The organism is Desulfopila sp. IMCC35008 (assembly GCF_010646885.2).
Taxonomy (GTDB): Bacteria; Desulfobacterota; Desulfobulbia; order Desulfobulbales; family Desulfocapsaceae; genus Desulfopila.
Map to the genome: position 1 here is coordinate 5,379,162 of NZ_CP050700.1, position 24,696 is coordinate 5,403,857.

The following is a 24,696-nucleotide window of genomic DNA, read 5'->3' on the forward strand; positions in this document are numbered from 1 at the left end:
CCCTCGCTCCTCAGATTTATTGATTGATCTGTTCATTCAAACTGATTATACTTTTCTCTTAAATAGGGGCACGTCGCCTCCACTTTTCCCCTACTCACAAAACATTACCAGTTCCAGGTGTAAGGATTTTCACAGTGCGCCGTTGTTAAACTCTCCTCAAAACACGAAAGATAACCACAAGCGAGGACGTCATTGAAGAAAAGAATACTTGTTGCCAACCGCGGCGAAATTGCCATCCGATTGATACGAGCCATCCAGGAACTCGGCTACGAAGCGATTGCCATATATGAATCACCGGACGAAATGTCTCGTCACATTCGAATCGCCGATGAGGCAATCCTGCTCGGGGACGGCCCCCGTTCGGATTATCTCAATATCGAAAAAATTATTACCGCAGCCAGGAAATCCAGGGCCTGCGCCATCCACCCAGGCTACGGATTCCTGGCGGAGAACCCATTTTTTGCCAAGGCTTGTGAACAGGCGGATATCATCTTTATCGGCCCAGGTTCGCAGATCATCTCGGATCTCGGTAATAAAGTGGTAGCACGAAAGATTATGGCTGATGCCGGTATCCCGATGGTTCCCGGTACCCAAAACCTGAAGCAGGGCAAAAAAGGGATCTCCGAAGCACTGGATTTTGCCGCCACCTACGGCTACCCGATCATGCTAAAGGCCACTTCGGGCGGCGGGGGCAGGGGGATCCGCAGAATCGAGAACGACAACGAAATGGTGCAGCAAATTCCCGTTGCCCGGGCCGAATCCCTCGCGGCTTTTAACGACGATTCGGTATATCTCGAAAAAGTTGTCATCAACCCCAAACATGTGGAGGTCCAGATACTCGCGGACAGTCACGATAACTATGTGCATCTTGGCACAAGGGACTGTTCCATACAGCGCAGGAACCAGAAGCTGATCGAGATCGCTCCTTCCATGATTGACAACAAGCCGCTGCTCGATGAAATCTGCGAGACTGCTGTAAAAGCCGCCAAGGCCGCCAATTATCTCAACGCGGGTACGGTCGAGTTTTTAATTGATAAGGACTACAACTACTACTTCATGGAGATCAATACCCGGGTGCAGGTGGAACACACTGTCACCGAGATGATCACCGGCATAGACATCGTCCGCAATCAGATCAATATCGCCTTCGGTAAAAAACTCTCCTTTACCCAGGAGGACGTGCGGCTCCGCGGCCACGCCATCGAGGTAAGGATCAATGCGGAAGACCCGAAAAACGATTTCATGCCGGAAGGTGGCAAGCAGGTTTCTGTTTACCGATCCACTGGTGGCTTCGGTGTTCGTCTGGACGGTTTTGTCTACCAGGGATACATCATTCCCGAAGTCTATGACTCGCTGCTGGTAAAACTCACGGTTCATGGATTTACCTGGGACGAAACAGTGGGACGCCTCAAACGCTGCCTGCAAAATTTCGCTATTCGAGGCCCCAAGACCACCATCCCGTTTTATCTCAACATCGCCAACGAAAAAGATTTTGTCAGCGGGGATTTCGACACCTCCTACATCGATTCCCACCCGTTCATCTTCCATTATGACGATGATGCCAGCGAAGTAGGGAAGCTGGCCAGACTGATCGCAGAAATTCACCACCGCGGTGAAAACCCCTACGCCCAGTAACCGAGATTAGTAACGAGCAGCTACCAAAACACAGCGACAGGACTGTTATGACTACAATCACTCCGGGAACTCACCCGAAAGACATCGCCGATACTCTCAGAAACAGCAAAGGGTACTATATTACCAACACGGCGCGGGACCAATCCCAATCAGACTTCAAGAACCGGATACTGCTGGATACCGACCTGAAAGCCGCCGAAAGCCGCGATCGAGCCGGCTATTTCTCACTCGAAATCACCGGTGGTGCCTCTATCCACGTGGACATGCTGCGTAAACAGGTCGACCCATTCTTCAAACTCAGGAAACTGAGGGAGATGATGCCAAACACCATGTTCCAGACCCTCTGCCGAGGTGTCAACCTGTTCGGCTATCGTCCTTATCCTCAAAACGTTATCCGCTTTACTGTCAGGCAGTTTGCCAAATACGTCGATGTGTGGAGAACTTTCGACTTTCTCAATCATGTTCCGAACATGATCGCCGTTTTCGAAGAGGTCGCCCACGCCGGAAGACTCAACGAACCATGTATCTGCTTTTCCACCGGACCGGAACATACCGATGAATATTACGTCAAAAAGGCGGGACAGATTCTGGACATCACCGGCACTGACATCACCCTCTGCATAAAGAACCATGGCGGGCTCGGCTCCCCCGCCAGGATAGGCACCCTGGTTGACAGCCTTAAACAGAAATATCCCGATATCCCTATCCATTATCACGGCCATAACACCGACGGCAATGATGTCGGCCGCATTGTTGAGGCGGTACGTAGCGGTGCCTCCATTATCGATGCAGCAGACTCCGCATTCAGCGGTTTTTATGGTCCGCCACCGATTCTCACCGTGGTCCAGACATTGCGGGAGTTCGGGTATGAGCCAGAAAACCTCGATGAAGAAGCCATCATTGAGACCTCTGAAGCGATTAGCGACGAACGGCGATTTTACGAACAATTTGAATCACAGATCAAAGGTTTTCAACCCACTGTACAGATTCACAAACTCCCCGGCGGCGCAATGGGGTCAAGCCTGGAACAAGCGGTCAAGGGAGGATTCCTCGACCGTATGCCCGATATCCTCCACAAAGAGCTCCCTAGGGTTCAAAAGGAACTCGGTAATTACTGGTCAGTGACGCCAGGATCACAAATTCTCTGGACCACAGCCGTCTCCAATGTGCTCGATGGAGAACGCTACGCCAACCCATCGGGTGATCTCCGCAACCTGCTCCTCGGTAAGTACGGTCCGTTTCCTTTTTACAGACCGGATGACTGGATATACGAAAAGGCGTTTGGAGAAAACTGGCAGCAAGTTCTTGAAGAAGAAGGCGGGCAGGAGGAAATTGAAGACATTGATCTCGCCCATGAACGATTCGCATTAGCCGAACTCATTGGCATCGAACCAACTAACGAACAACTGGTTCTCTACCTGCAACATCCCAACGACGCCGTCGAATTCTTCAAGTTCCAGGATGAATTTGGTCAGACATATGTATTGCCACCCTCAATTTTCTTTAAAAGAGGTGGTTTTGAGATTGGTGAAAAACTTGCTTTCAGGGATCATGTAGGCAAGGAGCATATGATTGAAATAGGCCCGTCCCCGGTTACCGATACCGGTGAAACCAACGTCTACCTGACCGTGGACCATCATCAGGCGACATTTCCGTTTAAGCCCGAGAAAGTTGCAGGCCAGCCCGGAGAAGAACTGGCACTGACCAAAGAGGAGATCCTGGACCTGGCCAAGATGGGAGATGTACGCTCACCTTTCAACGGCAAAATCGTCGAGATATCCGTGGATGAAGGCCAGGAAATTCTTGTCGGTGACCGAGTCGCCATTATGGAGGCAATGAAAATGCAGACTCCGATCCTTGCAGAAATGGCAGGAATTGTCACCGCCATTTCCGCCAAGAAAGGAGACGCGCTCAAGCCCGGCGGCAAGATATTAAAAATCGATCACGACGAATAACCAACTGATATGCCCTATCATTTCATTTCGATGGGGCATCGTTTTCTCATCTTCTTCAAACGTTGCTCCCCACCCCTTTATCCTTTCCGGTTTCAAAAAGGTAACTTTTTGTCATTTTTGACATAAATGTTATTGACACTCCCCTTCAGATATTTTAAATCATCCAAAGGGAACGAGCGCTCGCTCACAACCATGCATCCTCTATACGACCGAGCGCTCGATCTTGTTGGCAGTTGTATTTGTTTCCCGGCAAAAAGCTCTTGTTTCGAAGTTATACAGGTGTTTGTTTCGACAAACACCCTAACCCACTTAACCTGCAGGAGGAGCGTATGTCAGCTGGTGAATTACAACCGAGATGGGGACAACCTCTCACCGGAATTATCTCTCTAACCTTTTTTACCATGGTAGCCTGGGTATTGTGGTTTCTACTCAGTGATCCCCGGGGGCCTGTCGGCTGGTTCCCCTATCCCTTTGTCATGTACCTTGCAGTTATGATCCTTGTCGGTATCTGGCAGCATATGCTGCTGGGAGACTGGCCATTTCAGAAAATTGCCCCCCCGGCCCGTGGTCTGATTCTCACTATTGTAAACCTGGTTATCGTCTGGTTTACCATTGATGTAATATTCTACAGAATCCTCGGTGCCGGTTTCAATTTCCTCAGCTATTACGGAATGGAAGCCGCTGGACAAAAACCAGTTTTTGCCCAGGTTGCGGTCGTTGGCTTTGTGCTGATCGGCTTTTACACCTATTCTGTTTCCACCATCTTTTTCGGGAAGTGGCCGATACAGCCGAGCGGCCTGAAAAACCCGGAAACCGGATTTGCTGAGTTTGCCTGGGGCAGCCTGCTCACCCTGGTCTGCTACAGTTTTCTCATTGTCCCGTTTTTTGGTTCTATCTTCAAGGAAGCAGCCCTGGCCCCGGCCTGGTGGTCTTCAATTGGCGGGACATCCCATGTTCACTGGGTCTTCGGCTGGTGGGAGTGGGCCATTGTCATCCTGTTCATGACTGCCAACGTTTGGAGAATGAAACCATGGAGTGCCATGTCCCTCCCTCAACCCTGGAAAGGCCTTGTCTCCGTAATCCTCTCCTTTGTCGGTGCCTTTGCGCTGATGTACCTCTGTAAGGCAATCATCCCCTTATGGATACCTGAGGAAGTCCTGCATCACCTCAAGGAGGCTGACCCTGCAACATATAATAAGTTTTTCTGGATTCACTCTGCGGAAATAGCAGGGTTTACCCTTATCCCGTTCCTTATCTGGCATCACTATTTTGACGATGCCGTCTTCGGGCTGGATAAAGACAGCTGGGCCGCATTTCTGATCAGGACCATAGGCGTCCTGTTCTTTGCCGCCATCAGCTACTATATTTTTTACTTCATGAACTTCGGCCACTGGGGTCTTGGCAACCACCACATGACAGACCTGGGACACAGGTTTGCTCACGGTGAGTCGCTCATCTGGAATTTCTGGTGGATTATCCCACTGTTATGGAATGAATGGTTTTTCCACAAATGGCCGTTCTATATTCATAAGGAAGTGGAAGCATAGAAGAGAAAGTTCACTAAATAGAACCGGGGCCGATAATTCGGTCCCGGTTTTTTATTTTCCCCATAATTGACGACTACTTCCGGCCTTTCCCCCCACCTTTGCCACCGCCATTACCGCCTTGGCCACCGCCGTTACCACGACCGCCGCCATTTCCTGTACCGTCACCACCCCTATTGCCGTTCCCTTTTCCCAGTCCTTCACCAGCGCCCCCCTGCCGACCGGCACCGGAGCCGTCCTGGAGGCCTTTTCCACGACCGGGTCCTGAGGCTGCAAACTGTGCCCTTTCTTCAGCACTCATTGAGTCCAACCGTTTATTCCACTCTGCATGAAATGCATCCCTCTCATCCTGGGACGCGTTATACAGTGAACCCCGGATATCGCTCAATTCCTCAGTAGTCATGGATTGATAATCTGCACTATATCCCTGCCCGACAGTCAAGAATACCACGGTTGCAGTTGTCACTACTACCCTTGTAAATTTTATAAAATCGCAGCTCATAACATGTCCTCATCTGGAATAATTAGCAGGTGAGCCGGTTCATCTGCAGAACGCCGACCGCCCCTCATCGTCAGATAATACTTTTTTCCCCGAACTCCCGAACCTGCTCTTGTGTATAACCCAGTTCCCGGAGTATCTCTTTGGTATGTTCACCAAAGCTGGCCGGTGCAGTTCTCAGGGAACCCGGAGTTTTCGAAAGCTTAACAGGAATACCAAAAGCCCTGGCAGTGCTACCATCCGCTTGCTGGTAGTCGCAAACCATCTCACGCTCTGCAAAAAGAGGCGACTGCAGGACATCTTCAAAAGTGGCGACCGGCGTACAGCACGTATCGAGTCCGGACAGAATGTTGTCCCATTCGGCCAGTGTTTTCCCGGCGAAAACTGCCTGCAGCCAGTCGATCACCTCCAACCTCCTCTCCAGATCATATTGCAGGGAGACGTACTCTGGACCACCAACTGTTTCACAGAGCACCTTCCAGAAACGGTTCTCGACGGCTCCCACAGCAATGTACCTGTCATCCATTGTCCTGTATGTATTGTAACAGGCGAATTTATGTGACAGGGTCGTGGATGAACGCTGCGGCTGCTCTCCCTGGGCCCTGTTGAAAAACATGGGCAGGGTCAACAGACCGAGAATACCGTCCGTCATAGAGATATCTATATACTGCCCCACTCCACTTCTTCCCCGGGCGTGCAACGCCAAAAGGATGCCAATAACCGCCTGCATTGCTCCCCCCGCAATATCGGCAACCTGGACGGCAGGAATGGACGGCGGCTCATTTTGCTGCCCAATAAGGTCAAGCACTCCCGCTGTACTGAGGTAGTTGACATCGTGACCAACCTCGCTTACTTTCGGACCCGTCTGGCCATAGCCGGAGATTGAACAGTAGATGATACCGGGGTTGTGGTCACGAACCGTTTCATAATCCACTCCCAGCCGTTTCACCACTCCCGGCCGGAACCCTTCAAGGATAACGTCCGCCTCGGCAGCAAGCCGGTCAAAAATCTCCCGTCCCTTATCACTCTTGAGGTTAAGCGACATGTGCCGCTTGTTTCTGTTCACCTCATTGAAATAGAGTCCATCAGCCCGAAACCTGCTGTCCTCAATGGCGATCACCTCTGCCCCGTGGTCGGCCAGAATCATTGAACAGTACGGTCCGGGAAGCAGGCGCGAAAGATCCAGCACCTTCACTCCTGCTAATGCTCCTGGTTCACTCATGTCCTCTCCTTCTCGGTTGGATCAGGTAGTTGTCCTCAAGCGCTGAACACACACTTCTTCTTCAGGTTCAAGGCACTGCTTACCTCAATGTACGAGGCGCCATGATCGGCTCCAAAGCTCCCCGCAAGTAAAATAATCAGATCTTCATCCTTAAACTGCTTTTCATCCACCAGGCGACAAATCGTCTGCTTCAATGGCTCGTTTAAATTGCTGTCAAGCGGCATATAATCAGCGTACACCCCATACGAAAGAGAAAGTTGCCGCATAACCCGCTTATCGTAAATCTGGGCGTAGATCACGTTTCCTCCGCGATATGCCGCAAGTGCCCGGATTGATTTACCAGTCACCGAATCGGCGATAATCGCTCTGGTATTCAAGCGCAGGGCAGCCTTCACAGCAGCCTTTGCCAAATAGGCGGTCACCTTATTTTCATCGGTGTACGGAACGTTGATAAAAGTGGTGCTCTTTTCTTCCACCTCGGCAATGATCTTGGCCATGGTCCGAACCGCCATTTCCGGATATTTGCCGTTTGCCGTTTCACCGGAGAGCATCAGGGCATCCGCGTGATCAAGGCAGGCATTTGCCACATCGGACACTTCCGCCCGTGTAGGCCGAGGCGAATCGATCATGGAATGCAGCATCTGGGTTGCCACAATCACAGGCCGCCGCCGCTCGATACAGGTACTGATGATTTTCTTCTGAATCAGCGGAATTCTCTCGGTAGGAATCTCCACAGCCAGGTCGCCGCGGGCAATCATCACCCCATAAGCATGATCCAGGATCTCGTCGATATTCTCAACGCCTTCGAAGTTCTCGATCTTGGCAATGATCTTTATGCTCGACTGCGTTTCATCAAGAATTTCCTGGACGGCTATCACATCCTTTTTGTTCCGGACGAAGGAGTGGGCGATAAAATCGAGATTATTCTCAGCAGCAAAACGGATAAAACCTTTATCTTTTTCACTAAGTGCCGGCAACTTGACATGTACTGCAGGAATATTGATACTCTTGCGGGCCTTTATCACCCCATCGTTTTCCACAGTACAGCTTAAATGATCTTCATTCTTCTCGACCACTCCAAGAGCGATGTCACCATCATCTATTAAGATGGAACTTCCCACCGGAACATCGTGCACAAAATCCTTATGGGAAACACAAATTATATCATCATGGGAGAGTTCACCGGGACCGCCTTTTATGCTGATGACGTCACCAAACTTCACCTTCAGGGGACATTCTGAATCACAGGTACGGATTTCCGGACCTTTTGTATCCAGGAGAATCCCTATCTTGTCAGAGACCTGTCGGACATTATCGACAACCTCAAGTGCATCTTCATGACTCATATGAGCGGTATTGAGTCGCACAACATTGACTCCCGCATTGTACAACCGTTCGATAAAGGCAACAGAGCAATTCAGGTTCGAGACGGTAGCTACAATTTTTGTTTTCTTCGGCATGGGGTGACGATCCTCTTCAATGCTGGTGGGTTCAATGTTTTCCTCTTTATCTGCGATAGCAGCTGGTGAACATAGACATCTTTTACCCACCAGACAAGAGGGAGTATATACCTTTCGATCATTTAAAACGATGAACGATTAAACGGATACACCTTTTTTCGCCTTCCCCAGAGCCTGGTCCAGATCTGCAATAATATCATCCGGATGTTCTGCCCCCACGCAGAGTCGAACCATATGAGTCGGGATACCCGCCATGGCCCGTCCTTCCTCACCCTGCTGCTGGTGAGTCGATATTGCAGGGATAGTCGCCACCGATTTTATTCTCCCCAGATCCGTGGCCCGCCAGATTCGCTGCAGGTTATCAAAAAAGAGGCGTGCCCTCTCTGCACCGCCGGCAACACAAAAAGAGAGCAGATGCCCATACCGGTTCACCGGTTTTCCGTAGAGTTCATCCTGTTCCGCATCCACAAGCCACATATAGCGGCTTGCAAGATCATGAAGCGGATGATCCGGCAAACCAAGATACTGGACAGATTCAACCTCCGGATGTTCACCAAGGAACCTGGCAACCTGCATGGTATTCCGGCTCATCAGGTCCATTTTCGAGCGAACGGTTCGCATATCATTTAAGGCAAGCACGGCCTGCATCGGGTGAAGATTCGGACCAAGATCCCTGTTTTGCAGGAACTTGACATACAGCCCGAAATCCTCTTTCAGACCTTCTACTGCCAGGTTCGAGGTGAGGTTTTTCCGGGCGATAATCGCCCCGCAGATACCGAATCCGGAACTGGACAGACTTTTTGTAACCGACTGGACAACAATGTCGGCCCCATGGCAAATAGGACGAAGCAGCGCCGGTGTAGCGATGGTCGAATCACAAATCAACGGTATGTTGTGGCTGTGCGCCAGATCCGCCACCTTCTCAATATCAAAAAAGCCAAGTTGGGGATTGCTCGGCAGTTCCCCATAGAGGAAGCGGGTGTTGCCATCGATCTTTTGGGCCCATTCGTCAAGGTTTTCGGCATTGAGCACCCAGCGGCATTCGATATTCCGCTCCTGCATAAAGCGAACCGTAAACTGCTGAAAGGTACCTCCGTAACACTGGGCGGTAGCCACAAAATTAATCGCTCCTGGCGTTTTACCAGTCACCTGTAGAAAAGGTTGCACAGCAGACATAATGGCTGACATTCCGGAAGAAGTTGAACAGCAGGATGTCTCCCCGGCAAATCCATATCCCTCCAGCAAAGCCAGCGTCCATTCATAATAGTAGGTCGAGGGGTTGGCGATGCGCGAATAACACCAGGTCGGAATTTTGTAAGCGAGCGCTGCCGCCATCTCATCCGAATCCCTATAGGCCTGTGAGGTGGACATAAAGGCCGGTTCGATTATAGCTCCCTGGTAATCGTCGATTGCATCCCGGACAGAATAGAGACCGTGAACAGCAATGGTATCGAATTTCCATTTCCTTATCTGGGTGTTAATATAGTCGGCGCGACCGGCCAGATAAGCGTTGTTGGCATCAATATACTTCTGCATCCCTGATGTAACTATGGTGTCGTTGTCATTAAGTGCCATAGATACCTCCCATGATAGTTTATACTCTTTTTAGAGCTTACTCCATGATACCTCTTTCAGTCAGGCAAGGTCAAACAGCAGCGAATCTAACATGACAATTCCCCATCACTGCCGAAGAGCACCAGCAGAAACGGAATACTAGCCAGCTAGCAGTCCCTCCTGAATTCCACATAATTACATCCTTCTTTTCAAGGTATTATGGTAGAGTTAAGTGAAGGCGTCTGGACAAAACCGATCATCCGGAGGATACAATACCATGGCAACCATGAAAGCACTGGTAAAGTCGAAGAAGGAGCAGGGGTTGTGGCTGGAAGATGTGGATATCCCGGTTCCAGGTAAAAACGAAGTCCTCATAAAGATACTCAGAACCGCAATCTGCGGCACCGATGTGCATATCTACAACTGGGACGAGTGGGCACAGAAAACCATCCCTGTCCCCATGGTCATCGGCCACGAATTCGTGGGCCGCATTGCGGAGGTGGGTGATAACGTTCACGACTTCCATAAAGGCGACCTGGTCTCCGGCGAAGGCCATCTGGTTTGCGGTCACTGCCGGAATTGTCTCGCAGGCCGCCGTCATCTCTGCTCCCGCACCAGCGGCGTGGGCGTCAACAGGACAGGGGCATACGCCGAGTACCTCTCCATTCCGGTCACCAACGTCTGGTATTGCGACCCCAAAATCCCCCTCGATATCCTCACCTGTTTTGATCCTCTCGGCAACGCCGTCCATACCGCCCTTTCCTTCGACGTCCTCGGAGAAGATGTCCTCATCACCGGTGCCGGCCCCATCGGCTGTATGGCAGCGGCCATTACCAAACACGCCGGGGCCCGGCATATCGTTGTTACCGACATCAACCCCTACCGCCTTGATCTGGCCCGGAAAGCCGGTGCCACCAGGGTCGTGAATGTGATAGAAGATGATCTGCAGCGTGTACAGATGGAGCTTGAGATGCGCGAAGGCTTCGATGTGGGCATGGAGATGTCCGGCAGCCCCGCAGCCCTCAACTCGATGCTTGATAATATGTGCCACGGAGGTAAAATCGCCCTGCTCGGAATTCTTCCTGACAACACGGCCATCAACTGGAGCAAGGTGATTTTTAACGGCCTTCACTTGAAAGGTATCTATGGCCGGGAGATGTTTGAGACCTGGTATAAAATGACCTCGATGATCCAGACCGGGCTTGATATTACCAAGCTTATCACCCATCGTTTTCATTACAGCGATTATGAAAAAGGATTCGAGGTCATGCGATCCGGGAAGTCAGGTAAGGTTGTTTTAAACTGGGAGGAAAAGGAGTAACACATGGCACTGCAACATCTTGACAAAGCACTTCAGGCAGAACTTGAAAACTTAAGCGAGGAAGGCAGAACAAAGCTGCCGGAACGGGTCATCACCGACTATCTACCCGCCTCAGGCAAACACGGTCCCCGTTATCGACTCAAAGGGCAAGACAAGGAATTCATCCGACTCAATTCCAACTCCTACCTCTCATTGTCCAACCACCCGGCCCTTATCAAAGCTGCCGATGAGGCAACGCATAGTTGCGGTGTCGGCCCAGGTGCCGTCCGTTTCATCGACGGAACCTACTCGTACCACATCGCTTTAGAACACCGGATAGCACAATTTGTGGCCAAACCGGCCTCTAAGATCTTTAACTCCGCCTACACCTCAAACTGCGGCCTGGCCCTTGCCATCGGCAACAAACAGACCCACTGGATCGGTGATCAGCTCAACCATAACTCGATCATCCGCGCCATGCGTATTGCCGGGGTGCCAAGTGGTAACAAATCGATCTTTAAACACAACGACATGGACGACCTTCACCGCTGTTTTACTGAAGTGGCCGATGATATTGAGCGGGTGATTGTTGTGTTCGACGGTATCTTTTCCATGCGCGGCGATTATGCACCTATCGACAAAATACAGGCCATAGCCGACCGCTATACACAAAGATTTCCGGATGGTGTTATCACGGTGGTGGACGACTCCCACGGCATCGGTGCCTACGGGGACACAGGTCGGGGGACCCCGGAGTACTGCTCAGCCTGGCCCGACATCGTCGTCGGTACGTTCGGTAAGGCGTTTGGCGTAAACGGTGGTTTTATCGCTGCCAGTACAACCGTTATCGAGGCGGTCAGGCAAAAGGCGGACACCTATATTTATACCAACCCGTTAAGTGTCGCTGACTGTGCCGCAGCAACAACGGCGCTTGACATCTGTGACAGCGACGAGGGATTACTGCTGCTGGCAAACTTAAAAGAGAGGACGGCACAGTTCAGGGAGGGACTTGATACTCTCGGATTGGAATCAATACCCGGTCCTCACCCTGTCGTCCCTCTCATGGTAAGGGATACAACAAAAACGAGACAACTGGTCAACGACCTGTTTGAGGCGGGCATACTGGTAGTCGGCCTGACCTTCCCCGTGGTTCCCAAAGGGGATGAATCGATCCGATTTCAGATAAACTCCGCCCACACCAAAGCAGATATTGATTACGTGCTGGAAACCTTGAAGGAATTTTCCTGATTCACATCGTTTTCAAAATTACTGCTCTCATGGCCGATTAGCTTTTTGTACTTGCTGGCGAACGTCTTCCTGATCTGTTCAAGCGGCAGATCGGCGAAGTGACCGCGCCCGTTCACGTACTCCATATGCCGATTACCATCCTCATCAAAGGGGTGAAAAATTGAATCGGCCACGCCGTTAAATTCCAGTGGTGAAATCCGGAACCGTTTGCACAGGGCGAGGTTGAAAGCCGGCGTAGCCTTCAGCCATCGCCCTTCAAGCAGGATCTCGGTAAAACCGTGCCAGTAGAAAATATCCGTCTGCATCCACTCACGCATACGGCTGGTTGACAGATGATTGCGCACATCCCCGAAGCCCAGACGAGCGGGAATTCCCGCTCCGCGGCAGCAGGCAGCAAGAAGAACCGCCTTTGAGACACACCAGCCGTACCCCTTCTCGAGGGTAGCGCTGGCCCGGATGCCGGGCACCGTGAGCTCAATGCGGTACGGATCATACCGAAAAAGATCCCGTACCGCATAATAAAGGGCAACACTGTTATCCCGGGCATGACTGCCATCCGAAGTGTGCTCCTCTATAAACGACATCACCTCGGGATGATCAAAATCAAGTGTCGCCGTGGGAACCAGATAGTGCGACTCGTCCATGATTGTGGAGACTCCTGCTTGTTCTAATCAACTGAATTCCCGCAAGATCTCCCGCGAAATAATCACCCTCTGAATTTCACTCGTACCTTCATATATGGTCGTAATCCGGGCATCACGGGTATAGCGCTCGATCGGGTACTCCGTTGTGTAGCCATACCCCCCAAGAATCTGCATCGCCTCGTAGCAGGCCTTATTAGCCGTCTCCGAAGCAAACACCTTGGCCATAGAGGCCTCCTTGGCAAAACTACGGCCCTGTTCTTTTTTAAACGAGGCATTTAAGAGCAACAACCTGCTGGCCTCAAGTGCGGTATACATATCGGCAATCTTCCATTGAATGGCTTGAAAATTACTGATCGGTGTCCCGAACTGCTTCCGCTCCAGCGAATATTTCGTTGCTGTATCCATGGCAGCCAGCCCCAGCCCCAACGCCAGTGAACCAATACCGATACGGCCTCCCGCTAGCTCGGTTACCGCTACCCGAAATCCGTCGTTGAGCTCGCCCATCAGGGCATCACCGGGAATCCGGCAATTCTGGAAGATGATTTCGTTGGTGGCGGAGGCGTTCTGCCCCATCTTTTCTTCCTTTTTGCCCACCACCAGACCTTTGGCCTCGGCCTCCACCAGAAAGAGGCTGATCCCCTTGCCCCTGGGTGCTTTCGGATCGGTCACCGCCCACACCACAAAGACCCCGGCACAGTTACCGCTGGTTATAAAAAGTTTGGAACCATTAAGCACCCAGTCGTCTCCGTCACGAACGGCTGTCGTGGTCATGGACGCGGGATCAGACCCGGCCCCCGGTTCTGTAAGTCCGAAGGCGCCCGCCAGGTATTCGCCGCTGCAGATCTTAGAGATATATTTCTTCTTTTGCTCTTCGGTGCCAAGCGCCTGGATAACCTCGTTCACCATATTGTTGACGGAAACTGTCACTGCAGTGGACGCACAGGCGCGCGAAATCTCAGTCATGGCCACACTGAAAGCGATAACACCCGCTTCCGAACCGCCATATTCGTCCTTGATGTTCAACCCCATCAGACCAAGTTCGGCAAGCTTTCGGATATTTTCATGAAATAAAGTATCATTACCACCCTTGTCCAGCTCCGCCGCCACCGGTTCCAATTCTGCTGCGGCAAAATCACGGGTCATTTCCTGTATCAATCGCTGTTCTTCTGTTAATTCAAAATCCATACCTGTCCCCTGTGACTATTTACCCGTAAACTCTGCCTTCCTCTTTTCAAGGAAGGCCTGCATACCTTCTTTCTGGTCTGCACTGGCAAAGCATTGACCGAACTGGATGGCCTCATAATGGTTTGCCCGTCCCAGATCCATCTGGCTGCCGTTGTTGACTGTCTCTTTGCACAAGCGGATAGCGACAGGCCCCTTCGAGGTGATTTTTTTCGCCATCTCCCGGCAGACATCCATCAACTCAGCCTGCGGCACCACCTTGTTTACCAGACCGATACGAAGTGCCTCAGCAGCATCAATCATGTCACCGGTAAAGAGAAGCTCACAGGCCAACCCCTTACCGACCAGCCGCGGAAGTCTCTGGGTTCCGCCAAAACCAGGAATAACCCCGAGATTCACCTCAGGTTGACCGAATTTGGCGTTCTCGGATGCCACCCGGATATCACAGGAGATCGCCAGCTCACAGCCGCCACCCAGAGCAAAACCATTGACTGCGGCAATAACCGGCTGGGGCGCACTTTCAACCGCGGCCATGGCCTCATGACCCAGCCTGGCGAATTCCGTTCCTTCCAGGCCCTCCAAATTCACCATGTGGGAAATATCAGCACCGGCCACAAAGGATTTCTCACCACCGCCGGTGATAATGACCACCCCGGTCTCCCTGTCACGTGCCAGTTGCCTGAAACAGTAGAGAAGTTCCTGCAGAGTATCGTAGTTCAGTGCATTCAACGCCTTGGGACGATCAATGGTGATTGTGGCAACTGCCCCTTCCTTTTCAAAACGTATATTTTGTAGATCCATTGAGCTTCTCCTCAGGTTTATTCTTTAATTGAAAAACGCCAACTACAGAACCAGTCATCCGGATGCGGATCGGGCGGGCAACCGATACACTCCGTTGTGATGCGTGCGTCAATCGCCCTTGCAAAATAGCTGTATTCAACCAGACCCGCCGATTTACAGGGATAATCATCCAAACCTTTGCGCTTTCTGGCGCTTTGTACCCGGCAGTCGTCCATACGGAACACAAAGGCACTCTCCGTCTCGTCATGGATCGACTGTTTGTTAATATTCGCATAAAGCCTGAAGCCAAGAGCCCGCTTCAATCCTTCCAGGCCAGGTTGTTCAACAAGCCCCAACTGTTCCTTGATGGAGGCCGCTTCAAACGGCGAGAAATGGGCCCAACAGGAATCGTTACACCTCTTTGCCTCGTTCATTCCTTCCGCAAACTCGATGGTCTGGAACCAGACTCCGTCGCTCACCAGCCAGTTTTTGGCCATTCTGGTTCGCAGCTCCTGCAATTTTGCAGGTTCCAGATCAAGCAGGGGCGACGGAATACCGTCGTCCATTTCAAATCCAAAAAGAGAGGACAGGTGTTTCATCTGGATCCTGGCAGAGGTGCGGGCAGCGCTGTTGAGGATCTTCAACGCCTTCTCCTCCCCCATCTGATGGCGGACCTCGGTATACCAGAGGGTATGGTGGACGATATTGCGGTGAAAGAGATCGACGATATACGCAGCCGTCTGTTTATGGTCCAGCTCGTTAACGTCTTGTGCCTGATCAAACATGGAGCCCTCCCTCTGTTACATCTTGATTATACATAATAAATTTGCTCGTCAAACCGGGTCAGCTGCTCCAGACCATCAGTGGTTACCAGGTGGGTATTTTCTATGCCAACGACTCCCAGACCCGGAAAAATTGTTTTCGGTTCCAGCGCAATGGTCATTCCCGCCTCAAGTGGCAACTTCTGGCCCTTGGCGATAAAGGGAAATTCGTCAAGCTCGAGCCCGACCCCATGGCCGGTAAAACGGATTTTACGTTTGCCTGCCCCCATGAACTGCTCACCAAGCCCTTTCTCATCCGCCATGGAGATCATTTTTTCATATAACTCACCGGTGATGGCCCCGGGTACAGCCAGTTGTTTTACCTTCTCCTGGATCTCCAGCATCGCCTCGTGGGCCCGCACCAGCTCATCCGGTAACTGCCCCATGGCAAATATCCGGGTATGGTCCGAGATATACCCATCCAGGGCAAAGACATAATCGACAAGAATCGTTTCGTTTGGGGCAATTTCCTTAAAGCCTGCCCCCTGTCCGATCATCGAGCTGACACCGTCCCCGCCCGTGGGCGAGGCGAGATAGCTTGGCACCGCCGCAGAAGGGCCTGACATCAGGTGTCCATAAAAAAGCTCGGAACCAAAAAGCCGCATCCGGACTATCCCCTGGTGACCAAGGCTCCGTGCATAACCCTCAATCTCCCCCGCAAGTTGTACCTCAGTTTTACCCGGTTCCAACAGGCTCGGAACATGGGCAGCTACTTTATCCGATAGTGCACAGGCCCGGCGCAGGATATCGATCTCATATTCCGACTTGATCGCCCGTACAAGCCTGATCTCCAGTGAGATATCCACTATCTTCGCGTGTTCGAAGATCGTCTCGAACTGAAAATAGATGTTTGCCGGGAGCACATCAAGCTCCATACCGAGTACGGAAGGCAGCATGTATCCGCGCTCCTGAAGACGCTCAGGGATTTTCTTGGGGCTTACCAACGAGATGACATCCTCCAGCGCGGATTCAGCCACCGCCCGCTCATGCTCCTTGAACACCATGAGCAGCGGTTTCCCCTCCGCCGGGACATACAGCCACCCCTGCTGGGAGGTACCGGAGAAATAGAACAGATCGGTCTTCTGGATTATCAGGGCCCCCTGGACCTCCTTTGCCTGAAGCCGTTGTTGCAATTTGCCTATTCGGTCCTGCAATTCCAGATCCGGTGTGGTCTGTCTTCTCCCATTCATTATCTTTTCTCCGGCTGTCAATTGTTAGCTGTAATCGTAAAATCCCTTCCCACTCTTCCTGCCCAGCCAACCGGCCTCGACATACTTCCTGAGCAACGGGCAGGGACGGTATTTGGAATCCTTGAAACCATCATAGAGGGTCTCCATAATAGCAAGACAGGTATCGAGACCAATAAGGTCTGCCAGTGCCAGCGGCCCCATGGGATGATTCATGCCAAGCTTCATTACCGTGTCGATATCCTCCGGTTTACCCACACTCTGGTAGAGGCAGAAGATAGCCTCATTGATCATGGGCATGAGAATTCTGTTGGCAATAAATCCAGGGAAATCATTGGCCTCTGCAGGTGTCTTACCAAACTTCTCGCATAGATCCCAGGTAACGGTAAAGGTCTCTTCCGAAGTGGCCAGCCCCTTGATAACTTCCACCAGTTTCATCACCGGCACGGGGTTCATAAAGTGCATGCCGATCACCTTGTCAGGTCGCTGGGTGCGGGCTGCTATCCTGCCGATCGGAATCGAGGAGGTATTTGTTCCCAGGATTACATGATCAGGGCAAATCGAATCAAGATCTTCAAAAATCTTAAATTTGAGATCCTCACGCTCGGTTGCCGCCTCTACCACGTAATCGACCTCGGACATCCCCCCTAGATCAGCAGTTATTTTTATACGAGAGAGGATCATATCGCGCTGATCTGCCTCGATCTTGCCCTTTTCAACCATCCTGCCAAGGTTTTTGGTGATCGCAGCGAGCCCCTTTTCGGCGAACTCAATCTTGATATCACTCATAACGACATCCAGCCCGCTTGTTGCCGCTACCTGGGCAATACCATTCCCCATCTGACCGGATCCGATAACACCGAATGTTTGAACGTTCATTTTGTCCCCTGTATAATTGAAATATTTCATAAATCTCAATGTCAGCCATCAGGAGGGGCAGGCCTCCCCGGGTAAATGACTGAACATCAGGATTGATCAGATACTCTACAACTTACTCTTATCGTTTCACAACCAGTGCTACCGCTTCACCACCACCCAGGCACAGTGAGGCCACTCCCGTTCTGACATCACGTCTTCTCATCTCGTAAATCAGGTCGGTTAATAACCGGCCCCCGCTGGCCCCGATGGGATGACCGATGGCAACACTGCCGCCGTTGACATTAACCTTGGTGGTATCGAGCTCGAGCACCCTGTTTATAGCAACTGAGGTTCCGCTAAACGCTTCATTGATTTCAAACAACTCGACATCAGCAATGGTAATTCCCTCTTTCTTCAACACCTTGGGAATGGCATAGATGGGTGCCATAAGTACATACTGGAGCTCAATGCCGTGGGACGCCTGAGCTCCGATCTCAACCAGGATCTCACAGCCAAGTTCCTCTGCCTTCTCTTTGCTCATAAGGACCTGGGCCGCAGCACCGTCACTAATAATAGAAGCATTTCCGGCGGTTCCCACACCATCTTTTTTAAACGCCGGACGCATTTTCGATAGGGTCTCATAATCGGTGGCTTGCGGACACTCGTCCCGGGCAAACATCTTCGGATCGCCTTTTCGCTGGGGCAGGGGTACCGGCGCAATCTGCTCGTCAAACCTGCCACTCTCTACCGCAGCAATCGCTTTCACATAGGACTCAGCCGCAAAACGATCCTGATCTTCCCTGTTCACTTTCCAGTTTTCACAGATCAATTCATTGGACATTCCCATATGGAAATCGTTTACCACATCCCATAAACCATCATGCACCATGTGATCTTCGATCTTGCCTGGCCCCATACGATGTCCCCAACGGGCCTTTTCCATGTAGTAAGGGGCCATGGACATGTTTTCCATACCTCCCGCTACGACCACATCGGCATCACCACACTGGATAGCCTGGGCAGCAAGCATCACCGATTTTAACGACGAACCACACACCTTATTGACCGTTATCGCCTCCACCAGATCCGGCAGCCCGGCTTTCATCGCGGCCTGTTTTCCTGGATTCTGACCATATCCACAGGGCAGTACCATGCCCATTATGCATTCATCGACGTCCTCAGCTGAGATTCCCGCCCGTTTGACCGCCTCCCTGATGACATGGGCACCCAGATCTGTTGCTCCGATTTTGGACAATGACCCACCGAAGCTTCCAAACGGTGTACGTACCGCACTGACGATTACAGCCTGTTTCATAGCATTCCTCATAAAGTTGAATCTTCAACAAATACAACCTTTTTTGTTATATTGTGGTCCGCAACTTACACCTTTGTACCAATCACTTTAAAAAAAAGCTTGCCCTGAAGCAAATCTCATTGTTTAATCATGCAAAACGAGAGGCGACCAAGCGCTCGCTCTCCCATACTGTGATGTTTACGTACATCCAGTTTTTTGTCAATCATTTTCTCTTTGCATCCTACTTTTCCCGACAAGGGCGAAGACAGCTGGGAGATAGAAATAATAGGTTGATCTATCGTACAAAAATGTAAAATTTGCTTTGACAATTATAGAGATTTGTTTTCTACTTAAAAAAACGACCGAGCGCTCGGTACTAATAGTTATTCATTGTAGTTTGTCACAAGGAAAAAGGCCTTGAATATGTTCTGTCATACAATCGGAATTGAACGTGCAGAGCACCTGGCCCTGGTATTCATCTTTTAATTTTTACGAAATGCAAGGAGTCATTATGGGTATGGAAAGTCTGTACAAGGAAGTAATGGATCTCAACTTGATGGATGACAATGACCAGAAAGAGGCTGCAGCCAAGGCTTTTTTTGACAAATTGAACAAGATGGAACTTCCCGAGACCTTTAACTGGGCAGAGGAAATTTTCGAGGGCCTGCACGTCAAAGAGCGTCCGGACCATACCGCCCTGATCTGGGCCGATATCCATACCGAGGACAGCCAGTCCTTCACTTACAAAGAGTTTGCCGACCGGGGAAACCAGTGCCTGAGCAAGATCAATAAGGCCGGGGTCAAGATGGGCGGCAACATGTACATGATGACTCCCATCGTGCCCGAGACCTGGTTTGCCAGTTACGCCTGTGTCAAAGGCGGTATCATCACCGTCCCGACCGCAACCACCATGACGGTTCGCGAACTGAAATTCCGTTTTGAAACGTACCCGCCTGACTGTATACTGGCAGCGGAAACCTTTACCGACGATATGGACGAAGCCCTGAAACAGACAGGACATACCCCGAAAATCAAAATTGTTCTCGGTGAAAAAGAAGGTTGGGTCAGCTATAAGCAGCTTAATGACGAACCTACCCTGGTTCCGGCAGCCAAGACAGGTTCCAAAGACCTGCTGTTCTGCTTCTTCACCTCCGGCACCACCGGCCTGCCAAAGCGTGTCGGCCATACCGCCACCTCCTACCCACTCGGCCATCTTTCCACCGCTGTCATGGTCGGTATCCGTCCCGACGACGTTCATCACAACCTGAGTGCTCCTGGCTGGGCCAAATGGGCCTGGTCGAGCTTTTTCGCACCGCTTAATGTCGGTGCCACCGTGGCCGGCTTTAACTTCACCGCTCTCGATGGCGACAAATATCTGACCGCCGCCGCCAAACACAAAGTATCTACTTTCTGTGCACCGCCTACCGCCTGGAGACTGTTTATCAACATGGACATCTCCAAATATGACCTCTCCAATCTGCGCCAGTCCATTGGTGCCGGGGAACCGTTGAACCCGGAGGTCATCTCCAAATGGAAGGAGCTAACAGGAACAGAAATCCGCGACTTTTACGGCCAGACTGAATCCACCGCCATGATCGGCAATCCGCCGTGGATGGCCGGCAAGATGCGCAGTGGTTCTTTCGGACGCCCGTCGTTCATGTATGATGTGACCCTGGCCGACGACGAAGGTAACGAGATTACAGAACCGGACGAGGTAGGTCATATCGTGGTCCGCACCGACCGCTGGAGAAGTCTTGGACTCTTCACCGAGTATATCGGTAACCCGGAGAAAATGGCAGGCGTCTTTATCGACAACTTCTACTACACGGGTGATCGCGCCTCCATCGACGCGGACGGTTACTGGTGGTTTGTCGGCAGAAGCGACGATGTCATCAAGTCCTCCGATTTCCGTATCGGTCCGTTCGAGGTGGAAAGCGCCCTTATCGAACATGAATCTGTCGGTGAATCCGCTGTTGTCGGTGTTCCCGATCCGAAACGGCACCAGCTGGTCAAAGCCTTTGTTATCTTAAAAGAAGGATATGAGCCGAGTAAAGAACTGGCACTCGAACTATTTCAACACACCATCGACATCCTGGCCAAGTTCAAGATCCCGCGCATCATCGAGTTCGTGCCGGAGCTGCCCAAAACCCTTTCCGGCAAGATCCGGCGTGTCGAACTGCGGGATAACGAGACAGATCGTAAAGGCGAGGCAAAGGCCGGCGATAGAAAAGAATTCTTTTACTGGGATTTCCCGGAGCTGAGTTCAAAAAAATAGTAATCTGACCATACTCTTTCACAAACCGCTCGATCTGTGAAAGAGTATAATAAGAAAAGTACAACGGTCCTGCACCCGGTCCGCAATGCAATGCGGCCCTGTCTTCCCCGTCCACTGGAACACTCCTCCGCCGGGTGCAGGATTTCTTCACCCCCAATAAACCGGAGTTGACATTATGCAATTCGAACTGACCGAAGAACAAAGCCTCATCAGGGATATGGTTCGTGATTTTGCCGAAAACGAGATTGCGCCCTCAGCGAAAGAGAGGGATGAGGAGGAGCGTTTTGATCGCACCCTGATGTTTGATAAACTCGCAGAGCTCGGCCTTACCGGCATTGTATTCCCCGAGGAATACGGCGGTGCAGGAGCGGATTACATCAGCTACGCTATCGCCGTTGAAGAACTCTCACGGGTCTGCGCCTCCACCGGTGTCACTCTCTCGGCTCATCTCTCGTTAGCAACCAACCCGATTTATCTCTTCGGCAATGAGGAACAGAAACAAAAATTCCTGGTTCCCATGGCCAAAGGCGAAAAGATGGGTGGATTCGGTCTTACCGAACCGTCTGCCGGCTCGGATGCGGGTGGTACCAAGACAACCGCCGTCCTCGACGGAGACGAATGGGTACTCAACGGTACCAAGATTTTCATCACCAACGCCGGTTATGCCGAAGTATATGTGGTCATGGCCCGCACCGACAAGGACGCCAGGAAACATCACGGTATCAGCGCCTTTATCGTTGAAAAGGACACCCCGGGGTTTACCTTCGGCAAAAAAGAAGAAAAACTCGGTATCCGCTCCTCACCTACCATGGAGCTGGTCTTCGAGAACTGCCGGATTCCCGCCGGTAATTTGCTCGGCAAGGAGGGTGAGGGATTCAAAGTAGCCATGAAGACACTTGACGGCGGTCGCATTGGCATCGCCTCACAGGCTCTCGGTATCGCCCAGGGGGCGCTGGAACAGGCGGTCAATTACGCCAAGGAACGCAAACAGTTCGACCGCCCTATCGCAAGTTTCCAGGGTATCATGTTCCAGTTGGCCGATATGGCCTGCCTGGTTGAGGCTGCCCGGCTGCTTGTTTACCAGGCAGCATACAAGGCGAGCAACAATCAATCCTACACCCAGGCGTCGGCCATGGCCAAACTGGTGGCCAGCGAGACGGCGATGAAGGTTACCACCCAGGCGGTCCAGGTGCTGGGGGGCTACGGGTATACCCGTGAGTTCCCGGTGGAGCGGATGATGCGCGACGCCAAGATCACCGAAATTTATGAAGGAACCAGCGAGATACAGCGATTGGTTATCGGCACCAACTTGTGCCGGTAGCCATCACCCAGCTCGATGGGGCCAGGCTTAAGCCTGGCCCCGGAAGGTACTGGTCATCACCTGATTTGATGGGGGTCAGGCTTAAGCCTGACCCCGGTTTGCGATCATTGCAGTAAACAAAAGAGCGAGAGAACAACAATGAAAATTCTGGTTTGCATTAAACAGGTTCCGGATATGGAATCGAAATTCAAGATCGACGGCGCCGGGACCTGGTACGACACCAGCGAACTGGCCTGGAGAATGAACGAATACGACGAATATGGCGTCGAACAAGCCGTCCAGCTTAAAGAGCAGACAGGGGGGGACGCCACGGTACTCTGCATCGGCTCCGATAAGGTGAAGGAAACCATGAAAAAGGCCCTGGCCATGGGGTGTGACCGTGGTGCCCACATCGACGATCCGGATTTCACCTCCAAGGACCCATATGAGATTGCCGGCATCATCGCCGAATATGCAAAAGACAAGGAATTCGACATTATTTTTACCGGTATGCAGTCTCAGGATCGAGGCAGCGGTCAGGTCGGGGTGCTTGTTGCCGAGATGCTCGGACTGCCATCCGTCACCACCATTGTCGACTTTGCCTTCGATAACGGTAAAATCCAGGTCAAAAGAGAGCTTGAGGGAGGCGTAAAAGCTGTCGTTTCCGTTACCTCACCTGCACTTTTCACCTGCCAGCTCGGCCTCAATACCCCTCGTTATCCCACCCTTCCCAATATCATGAAGGCGAAGAAAAAAGAGCTGCTCTCCATTCCGGTGGCTGACCTGCTGAAAGTTGAGCCCAAGGCTGAAACCAGTTCCATGGGACTGCCGGAGAAAAAAGGCGGTGGCCTGGTACTGGAAGGTGATGTAGCAGAGCTGGCCGACAAGCTGGTGGCAATACTTAAGGAAAAGACCGGCATACTTGCCGGATAAGGTGGTGACAATGAAAGCATTACTCATAGCGGAAACCCGCGAAGGAAAATCACTGGCAAGCAGCGCCGAATTGATCGCTTTCTGTAAAGTGGCAGGTGCCGACAGCGTCATGTTCATGGCCGGGACCACTACGGATCTCCCCGATTTCGATGGCACCCTCTATCTTGCCGACAGTGAAAAATACGGCGAGTACAATCCCGTGGTTCACAAGCAACTCATCCTGGATGTGGTCGAAAAGGAGAAGCCGGATATGATCGTCTTCAGCCATTCCTCCTACGGCTGGGACCTCGCCCCTCGTGTTGCCTACAGCCTCGGTGCCGCCCAGTTTTCTGAGGTGGCGGGATTTGAAGACGGAGCACCGGTCCTGCCCGCCTGCAACTCCAAACTGCGCCGGAAGGTTCAGGCGAAGTCGGAGCTGATCGTACTGACCCTGCAGGCCGGAGCTTTTGGTCTGGGTGAAGAACTTGATACCAAGCCAACTGTCGTACCGGTCGATACGGACAGTACAGGCGTCATCGTCTTCGAAGGATATGAGCAGGCCGAGGAAGGCGGCGTTGACCTGGGCAAGGCGGAGGTGATCGTCAGCGCCGGTCGTGGTATCGGCGGAGCCGACAATGTCGGGATCGTGGCCGATCTTGCCAAGGCGCTGGGTGGGGAATACGGCGCCTCCCGTCCGGTGGTCGATGCGGAATGGGTCGAGCACGCACGGCAGGTTGGTACAACCGGCCAGACTGTTTCACCCAAACTCTATGTGGCCTGCGGCATATCAGGTGCCATCCAGCATCTGGCCGGGATGAAGAAATCGGAATTCGTTGTCGCCGTCAATACCGACAAGGACGCTCCCATCGGTGAGGTTGCAGATGTACTGGTCGTGGCCGATGTAAAACAGTTCCTGCCGGAGCTGACCCAGAAGATCCTGGGTGGATAAATCAAGTTCCGGGAGCAGGATAGCACATTGTAGCACCCCTGTTCCCGGTCGCGCAGGACAACCCTGCACAATGTTTT

20 protein-coding genes are annotated in these 24,696 nt (G+C 51.8%); 9 read left to right on the top strand and 11 right to left on the bottom strand.

What is annotated here, in order from left to right:
* The first annotated feature begins 192 nt into the window (after positions 1–192).
* From GA520_RS23015 to GA520_RS23025, 3 genes are all read left to right on the top strand, one after another.
* Positions 193–1,635, top strand: a complete 1,443-nt coding sequence (locus tag GA520_RS23015) for an acetyl/propionyl/methylcrotonyl-CoA carboxylase subunit alpha (RefSeq protein ID WP_163335766.1) — start codon at positions 193–195, stop codon at positions 1,633–1,635.
* 47 nt (positions 1,636–1,682) lie between these two features.
* A complete protein-coding gene (locus tag GA520_RS23020; protein ID WP_163335767.1) occupies positions 1,683–3,590 on the top strand; it encodes a biotin/lipoyl-containing protein in 1,908 nt (635 codons plus the stop codon).
* A gap of 329 nt (positions 3,591–3,919) precedes the next feature.
* Entirely contained in the window at positions 3,920–5,137 is a 1,218-nt protein-coding gene (locus tag GA520_RS23025) for a hypothetical protein (RefSeq protein ID WP_163335768.1), read from the top strand.
* A 73-nt stretch (positions 5,138–5,210) separates the two neighbouring features.
* Here GA520_RS23025 and GA520_RS23030 read toward each other — a convergent pair whose 3' ends face one another.
* The 4 genes from GA520_RS23030 to GA520_RS23045 all read right to left on the bottom strand — a co-directional run bounded on the left by GA520_RS23030 (position 5,211) and on the right by GA520_RS23045 (position 9,890).
* Positions 5,211–5,636: a hypothetical protein gene (locus tag GA520_RS23030; RefSeq protein ID WP_163335769.1), complete on the bottom strand. Its 426-nt coding sequence runs from the start codon at positions 5,634–5,636 to the stop codon at positions 5,211–5,213.
* 70 nt (positions 5,637–5,706) lie between these two features.
* A complete protein-coding gene (locus GA520_RS23035; RefSeq protein WP_163335770.1) occupies positions 5,707–6,855 on the bottom strand; it encodes a CaiB/BaiF CoA-transferase family protein in 1,149 nt (382 codons plus the stop codon).
* A 35-nt stretch (positions 6,856–6,890) separates the two neighbouring features.
* A complete protein-coding gene (gene pyk / locus GA520_RS23040) occupies positions 6,891–8,315 on the bottom strand; it encodes a pyruvate kinase (RefSeq protein ID WP_163335771.1) in 1,425 nt (474 codons plus the stop codon).
* A 138-nt stretch (positions 8,316–8,453) separates the two neighbouring features.
* The gene (locus GA520_RS23045) at positions 8,454–9,890 is read right to left on the bottom strand and encodes a PLP-dependent transferase (protein ID WP_163335772.1); all 1,437 of its coding nucleotides are present in this window, start codon (positions 9,888–9,890) and stop codon (positions 8,454–8,456) included.
* Positions 9,891–10,155: 265 nt separating this feature from the next.
* Between GA520_RS23045 and tdh the strand changes: the two genes are divergently transcribed.
* Together tdh and GA520_RS23055 are read left to right on the top strand one after the other, a co-directional pair.
* Positions 10,156–11,190, top strand: coding sequence for an L-threonine 3-dehydrogenase (gene tdh, locus GA520_RS23050; protein WP_163336465.1), 1,035 nt, complete (start codon positions 10,156–10,158; stop codon positions 11,188–11,190).
* Positions 11,191–11,193: 3 nt separating this feature from the next.
* The gene (locus GA520_RS23055) at positions 11,194–12,417 is read left to right on the top strand and encodes an aminotransferase class I/II-fold pyridoxal phosphate-dependent enzyme (protein ID WP_163335773.1); all 1,224 of its coding nucleotides are present in this window, start codon (positions 11,194–11,196) and stop codon (positions 12,415–12,417) included.
* Here GA520_RS23055 and GA520_RS23060 read toward each other — a convergent pair.
* The 7 genes from GA520_RS23060 to GA520_RS23090 all read right to left on the bottom strand — a co-directional run bounded on the left by GA520_RS23060 (position 12,384) and on the right by GA520_RS23090 (position 19,204).
* Positions 12,384–13,061 (bottom strand): transglutaminase family protein, encoded by a 678-nt coding sequence (locus GA520_RS23060; protein WP_163335774.1) that lies wholly within the window; start codon positions 13,059–13,061, stop codon positions 12,384–12,386. The two genes, GA520_RS23055 and GA520_RS23060, sit on opposite strands and share 34 nt — an antisense overlap.
* A 27-nt stretch (positions 13,062–13,088) precedes the next feature.
* Entirely contained in the window at positions 13,089–14,246 is a 1,158-nt protein-coding gene (locus GA520_RS23065) for an acyl-CoA dehydrogenase family protein (RefSeq protein WP_163335775.1), read from the bottom strand.
* Between the two features lie 15 nt (positions 14,247–14,261).
* Positions 14,262–15,044, bottom strand: a complete 783-nt coding sequence (locus GA520_RS23070) for an enoyl-CoA hydratase-related protein (protein ID WP_163335776.1) — start codon at positions 15,042–15,044, stop codon at positions 14,262–14,264.
* Between the two features lie 17 nt (positions 15,045–15,061).
* Positions 15,062–15,808 carry a DUF6125 family protein gene (locus tag GA520_RS23075; protein WP_163335777.1) on the bottom strand — a complete coding sequence of 249 codons (747 nt, stop codon included), beginning with the start codon at positions 15,806–15,808 and terminating at the stop codon, positions 15,062–15,064.
* 26 nt (positions 15,809–15,834) lie between these two features.
* The gene (locus GA520_RS23080) at positions 15,835–17,034 is read right to left on the bottom strand and encodes a Xaa-Pro peptidase family protein (RefSeq protein ID WP_163335778.1); all 1,200 of its coding nucleotides are present in this window, start codon (positions 17,032–17,034) and stop codon (positions 15,835–15,837) included.
* Positions 17,035–17,058: 24 nt separating this feature from the next.
* Positions 17,059–17,910, bottom strand: a complete 852-nt coding sequence (locus GA520_RS23085) for a 3-hydroxybutyryl-CoA dehydrogenase (RefSeq protein ID WP_163335779.1) — start codon at positions 17,908–17,910, stop codon at positions 17,059–17,061.
* Positions 17,911–18,028: 118 nt separating this feature from the next.
* Positions 18,029–19,204 carry an acetyl-CoA C-acetyltransferase gene (locus GA520_RS23090; protein ID WP_163335780.1) on the bottom strand — a complete coding sequence of 392 codons (1,176 nt, stop codon included), beginning with the start codon at positions 19,202–19,204 and terminating at the stop codon, positions 18,029–18,031.
* Positions 19,205–19,694: 490 nt separating this feature from the next.
* Between GA520_RS23090 and GA520_RS23095 the strand changes: the two genes are divergently transcribed.
* The 4 genes from GA520_RS23095 to GA520_RS23110 all read left to right on the top strand — a co-directional run bounded on the left by GA520_RS23095 (position 19,695) and on the right by GA520_RS23110 (position 24,619).
* Positions 19,695–21,458: an acyl-CoA synthetase gene (locus tag GA520_RS23095; RefSeq protein ID WP_163335781.1), complete on the top strand. Its 1,764-nt coding sequence runs from the start codon at positions 19,695–19,697 to the stop codon at positions 21,456–21,458.
* A 175-nt stretch (positions 21,459–21,633) separates the two neighbouring features.
* Positions 21,634–22,779 carry an acyl-CoA dehydrogenase gene (locus GA520_RS23100; RefSeq protein ID WP_163335782.1) on the top strand — a complete coding sequence of 382 codons (1,146 nt, stop codon included), beginning with the start codon at positions 21,634–21,636 and terminating at the stop codon, positions 22,777–22,779.
* Positions 22,780–22,917: 138 nt separating this feature from the next.
* Positions 22,918–23,691 (top strand): electron transfer flavoprotein subunit beta/FixA family protein, encoded by a 774-nt coding sequence (locus tag GA520_RS23105; RefSeq protein WP_163335783.1) that lies wholly within the window; start codon positions 22,918–22,920, stop codon positions 23,689–23,691.
* Between the two features lie 10 nt (positions 23,692–23,701).
* Positions 23,702–24,619, top strand: a complete 918-nt coding sequence (locus GA520_RS23110; RefSeq protein WP_163335784.1) for an electron transfer flavoprotein subunit alpha/FixB family protein — start codon at positions 23,702–23,704, stop codon at positions 24,617–24,619.
* Positions 24,620–24,696 lie beyond the last annotated feature (77 nt).

What these genes read in the sequence shown, in the direction of transcription:
- GA520_RS23065 (WP_163335775.1), bottom strand. Translation starts at nt 14,246, where the DNA reads ATGGATTTTGAATTAACAGAAGAACAGCGATTGATACAGGAAATGACC.
- GA520_RS23060 (WP_163335774.1), bottom strand. Translation starts at nt 13,061, where the DNA reads ATGGACGAGTCGCACTATCTGGTTCCCACGGCGACACTTGATTTTGAT.
- tdh (WP_163336465.1), top strand. Translation starts at nt 10,156, where the DNA reads ATGAAAGCACTGGTAAAGTCGAAGAAGGAGCAGGGGTTGTGGCTGGAA.
- GA520_RS23070 (WP_163335776.1), bottom strand. Translation starts at nt 15,044, where the DNA reads ATGGATCTACAAAATATACGTTTTGAAAAGGAAGGGGCAGTTGCCACA.
- GA520_RS23110 (WP_163335784.1), top strand. Translation starts at nt 23,702, where the DNA reads ATGAAAGCATTACTCATAGCGGAAACCCGCGAAGGAAAATCACTGGCA.
- GA520_RS23045 (WP_163335772.1), bottom strand. Translation starts at nt 9,890, where the DNA reads ATGGCACTTAATGACAACGACACCATAGTTACATCAGGGATGCAGAAG.
- GA520_RS23090 (WP_163335780.1), bottom strand. Translation starts at nt 19,204, where the DNA reads ATGAAACAGGCTGTAATCGTCAGTGCGGTACGTACACCGTTTGGAAGC.
- GA520_RS23080 (WP_163335778.1), bottom strand. Translation starts at nt 17,034, where the DNA reads ATGAATGGGAGAAGACAGACCACACCGGATCTGGAATTGCAGGACCGA.
- GA520_RS23030 (WP_163335769.1), bottom strand. Translation starts at nt 5,636, where the DNA reads ATGAGCTGCGATTTTATAAAATTTACAAGGGTAGTAGTGACAACTGCA.
- GA520_RS23100 (WP_163335782.1), top strand. Translation starts at nt 21,634, where the DNA reads ATGCAATTCGAACTGACCGAAGAACAAAGCCTCATCAGGGATATGGTT.
- GA520_RS23075 (WP_163335777.1), bottom strand. Translation starts at nt 15,808, where the DNA reads ATGTTTGATCAGGCACAAGACGTTAACGAGCTGGACCATAAACAGACG.
- GA520_RS23025 (WP_163335768.1), top strand. Translation starts at nt 3,920, where the DNA reads ATGTCAGCTGGTGAATTACAACCGAGATGGGGACAACCTCTCACCGGA.
- GA520_RS23085 (WP_163335779.1), bottom strand. Translation starts at nt 17,910, where the DNA reads ATGAACGTTCAAACATTCGGTGTTATCGGATCCGGTCAGATGGGGAAT.
- GA520_RS23095 (WP_163335781.1), top strand. Translation starts at nt 19,695, where the DNA reads ATGGGTATGGAAAGTCTGTACAAGGAAGTAATGGATCTCAACTTGATG.
- GA520_RS23035 (WP_163335770.1), bottom strand. Translation starts at nt 6,855, where the DNA reads ATGAGTGAACCAGGAGCATTAGCAGGAGTGAAGGTGCTGGATCTTTCG.
- pyk (WP_163335771.1), bottom strand. Translation starts at nt 8,315, where the DNA reads ATGCCGAAGAAAACAAAAATTGTAGCTACCGTCTCGAACCTGAATTGC.
- GA520_RS23055 (WP_163335773.1), top strand. Translation starts at nt 11,194, where the DNA reads ATGGCACTGCAACATCTTGACAAAGCACTTCAGGCAGAACTTGAAAAC.
- GA520_RS23020 (WP_163335767.1), top strand. Translation starts at nt 1,683, where the DNA reads ATGACTACAATCACTCCGGGAACTCACCCGAAAGACATCGCCGATACT.
- GA520_RS23105 (WP_163335783.1), top strand. Translation starts at nt 22,918, where the DNA reads ATGAAAATTCTGGTTTGCATTAAACAGGTTCCGGATATGGAATCGAAA.